The sequence below is a fragment of the Bartonella sp. AC329YNZD genome (assembly GCF_042196685.1).
Classification (GTDB): domain Bacteria; phylum Pseudomonadota; class Alphaproteobacteria; order Rhizobiales; family Rhizobiaceae; genus Bartonella.
The window spans coordinates 1-3999 of record NZ_JBHIQS010000042.1 but is presented as its reverse complement, the minus strand read 5'-3'; the positions used below and the strand labels follow the sequence as shown (position 1 = coordinate 3999).

Here is a 3999-nt window from a genome sequence, read left to right as displayed (position 1 = left end):
CTGGAACAAGACAATAGCGGTTGGAATAGGTTGAATATGCTTATGAACGCCGGTCATGGCTTCGCAAGAAATTACGGTACGACGACGAATAATATGTCAGAATCTAAGATGCATGGTAACGACCCTTGGAAGAACGCTATAGGGATTTTAGCTGGTATTTCTGGTTTTGCAGGAAAAAAGTGAGGTAGTTATGCAAAATAGTAACGATAACATTTTATCAAGACTTCTTAAGTCTATGCATGTAATGAGCCAATATGTACCACGTATACGTTTCAACGATCTAGAAGACGCCAAACAACAGGCAAATAATTTACCTTATTTAACCCCTTCTTCCCCTATAGCAACTTTTGGTTCACAATCAAATCCTTTAGGTTTAGCTAAAAATACTTCACCTTTACCAGATGTAAGTTCGTCTTTAAGATCGGCAGGCAGAAAATCAGATGTACCGTCTTCAGTTCCTTCTTTACCAGTAGCGACCTTTGGTTCACAACCAAACCCTTTAGATTTATCGAAGGATATGGAACCTTTGCCTAATGCAATTGAAACTTCAGATTTGGCATCATTGCAACCAAAGCGGTCTCAGTTACCCGAACCGATTTCACCTGTAGAACCACAGCAGTTTGCACAGCCACAACAGAGTACTGTTCCTCACCAAGATGCTGGTTCTCAACAGAGTTTTTGGGATTACTTGCGTAGTCCTGAGTTTTTACAAAGATTATCAGATTATGGGATTGGTTATGCATTATCAGATGGAACGATAGCACAAAGTTTAGCGAATGCAGCTATGAATCTTCGTCGTGGTGATATGGAAAGAGAAAAAAGAGGGCAGGTTAACCAGACTGTCGAGTATCTAAAGTCCAAAGGCTATAGTGAAGAAGAAGCTGCTATTATGGCAAGGAATCCTCAAATGCTTAGTGCGATGCTAACAAATTCTGATAAACCTAGACTTTCTCCCGACTATCATCTCGTTTTCAATCATAAGACTGGAGAGTGGGAAGCAAAGGTTATCAAGGGTTCTAAGGCATATGATGATATACAAAAGCGTGAGCAGTTGAAAAAATTACAAATAGTAGACGCTAAAATTATGAGAGAGAGTACATCACAAACGATAAAGGAAGCGCTCGATATACTTAAGAAAAATCCTAAAGCATCCACTGGTGCAATTGGTCAATTTTTACAGTATTTGTGGGACACACCCGCATCACGATTGAAAGATCATCTAGAATCTATCAGAGGTGGAGCGATGCTCCATAGATTAGATAGGATTAAAGCTCTTTCACCGAATGGTGCTTCTGGATTGGGTCAATTAACTGAGAAGGAAGGTATTAAATTAGAAAATGTTTATTCTGCTTTGCAACAGAGTTTGTCTCCTAAAGAGCTCATAAAGAATTTGCAACGTTTACAAGAGATTTATAACAAAGCAACAGATGCACAATTAGCTATTTTGATTAATGATAACATAACAGCTGCGGATGTGGATGAAGCATTTGGAAGTCTCGCACAGCATTCTATAGATTCGCCAACTCTTACGGGAAAGTATGCAGGTGTATCGTTCATTACTACAAATGAAGAGGTACAAAAACTTCCTAAAGGATCAAAATTTGCCGTTCGTACTCACGACGGGATAAGGATTTATGAAAGGTAAGTTGTATGACGTCTTCTCTAAAAAAACACAGTAACCAGATACCGAATTGGCTTAAAAAATATAAATTAATTGATACTATTCCAAATACTTCAAATGCTACGGATTTGGGTGACAATAAAACTCAACCTATACCGGATTGGCTAACAAAATACAAATTAATTGACACCATTCCGAATACTTCATCTTTTGTAGCAGTTGAAGATAATCAAGTACAACAACCTACAACAGATGATTTTTCATTTGATGATAAAGATCTTACGTGGTGGGATGCTGTTAGAAGCCATGGTATATCTGGTCTCACGGCAGGTTATAGTGATGAGATACAAGCGGCGAATGAAGCAGGTTTTACGGATTATTGGCGTGGTGATAAGAAAGCAGTAGAGGTTTATAACAGAAGAGTAGCCAAGGAACGCGCTTACCAAAAAGCCTTGGAAGAGAAATATCCATGGTTGTCTTCTGGTGCTTATATTGCTGGTTCGATTTTACCAACAGCACTTTCACTTGTCCCTGCGCTTAGATTTTTGAAAGTAGGTACTGCGGCATCAACATTTGGAAATCTTGGTAAGGCGGCAGTTTTAGGAGCAGGTTCTGGCGCTTTGCATGGTTCTGGTGCGGGAGATGGTCTTTATGATCGCCTTGCTTCGGCAGGGATTGGTGGTGGGATTGGAGCAGTTGCTGGTCCTGTTGGTTCTCTTGCTGGTACCGTTGTTTCTTCAGGATTGAATAAAGCGTTAAGAAGCATGCAAACAGCGCCTTTTGTAAGAAGGCATTTTAATCCTGCTCATAAGGAAGTTCAAACTAAAGTAGTCAGAGAAGTTGCAAAAACATTATATGATGATGGTGTTGAGAATGTTGCGGAGCGTCTTACAAGTGCGCCACGCCATGCATTTTTGACAGATATCAGTCCAAATTTAGAAGTATCCCTTGCGAATATGGGAACAACAAATACGCGTGTTTCTGAACTTTTGAAAAGAGCCCATGAAGGACGGATGCAGGGAGCAGTTCAGCGCCTTGGTCAATCGGCAGATGAAAACATTACACCTCTTCAAGATACAAAAGTTTTAAAAAGGTTGCTTAAAGAGCAAGGGGAAGAAGCACATGGTCCTCTCTATGCACAAGCCTATCGTACTCCAATAGAAAAAAGATATTATCCAGCTCTTAATAGGCTTTTTAAACAAGAAGGATTTCAAGACGCTCTTAAGCACGCTGTCAAAAAGTTAGAAAGAGACCCCCGCACAGCAATACCTCAACGATTCTATGCAAAAGAGTTTAGCCATATCAATTATAAACCTACAATGGAGTTACTAGATCGAAGCAAGAAATCCCTTGATGTTTTAATCAGAATGAATCGAAAGCTTGGTGATGAAGAAGGGGCTTCTACATATCAAATTTTGAAGAACAATTTGGTAAAAATAACGGATAAAATTTCCCCTACTTATAAAGCAGCTCGGAGTAGCGCAGCAAAATACAAAGGCTTTGCAGAAGCTATAAGCCAAGGCAAAAAAATTGCAGAAAGAGATGTATCTGGAGAGGGGATTGCAGAAGGTCTTCGTAAAGGAGCTATGCCGGATGGTCTCAATACTTATCGCGTAGGGATACGAGATTATATTGATGACGTATTAGAAAAAACCCGCCCTGTTAATACACTTTCGAATATTTTACAAACGGGTAGCGTGTCTAAAAATCTTAGCAGGTCTTTAAATCCTAAAAACATTAAAGCGTTTAGGAAAGCTGTAGATGATGAAAAAATCTATGAAGATGCGGCGCAAAGAGCACTAAAGCCATTTCAAGGAACGCCAGAGGCTTCTCCTTTAACAGGTGTTCATATTCCGTATGGAAAAGTTAGTACAGCACGTGCTGGGGCAAAAATTACTCAAAATATTTTATCTGATACGATTAGAAAATTGCCTCAAAAAGAGAGACAAATATTTGAACGGGATATAGCAAAGTTAGCAACTTTTGGCGTTAAGGGTATGAACCAGCAGGAAGTTGCTCAAATGGTACAAAGATTTATACGATTACATAAAGCAGGAATTGGTAATGAACGTTTCTGGCACTTTGTTTCTTCGGCACTGATGGGAGAAGTGGGCAGATTTGCAAGGAGCAAAATCTATGGCTAGATATAACCCTTCAGTTGATCAAGCGATACGGCAGACGGCAGCGCGATATGGTTTGCCCGAAAGCTATTTATACCGTGTTGCGCAAGTGGAAAGTGGCGGCAATCCGAATGCAAGAAATCCCCGTTCTTCGGCGGGTGGGTTGTATCAATTTATAGACAGCACAGCCAAACAATATGGTTTGCAAGACCGTTTTGACCCCATGCAAGCGGCAGATGCCATGGGGCGCTTGACGCT

General features: G+C 40.2%; 3 protein-coding genes and 1 pseudogene. All 4 read left to right on the top strand.

The genetic code is table 11. The features are described from left to right. Window positions 1-183: pseudogene (locus ACFIMW_RS08780) on the top strand (hypothetical protein); the annotation flags it as partial. 7 nt (window positions 184-190) lie between these two features. Further along, complete coding sequence (locus ACFIMW_RS08775) at window positions 191-1645, top strand: hypothetical protein (protein WP_375608826.1); 1455 nt, start codon at window positions 191-193, stop codon at window positions 1643-1645. A gap of 5 nt (window positions 1646-1650) precedes the next feature. Continuing rightward, window positions 1651-3765, top strand: coding sequence for a glycine zipper family protein (locus tag ACFIMW_RS08770; protein ID WP_375608825.1), 2115 nt, complete (start codon window positions 1651-1653; stop codon window positions 3763-3765). Next, a partial coding sequence (locus ACFIMW_RS08765) for a transglycosylase SLT domain-containing protein (protein WP_375608824.1) occupies window positions 3758-3999 on the top strand: 242 nt, incomplete at its 3' end. The genes ACFIMW_RS08770 and ACFIMW_RS08765, both read left to right, overlap by 8 nt.

Bases quoted from the DNA above. Each gene is read 5' to 3' on its own strand.
- ACFIMW_RS08775 (WP_375608826.1), top strand. From the start codon at position 191: ATGCAAAATAGTAACGATAACATTTTATCAAGACTTCTTAAGTCTATG.
- ACFIMW_RS08770 (WP_375608825.1), top strand. From the start codon at position 1,651: ATGACGTCTTCTCTAAAAAAACACAGTAACCAGATACCGAATTGGCTT.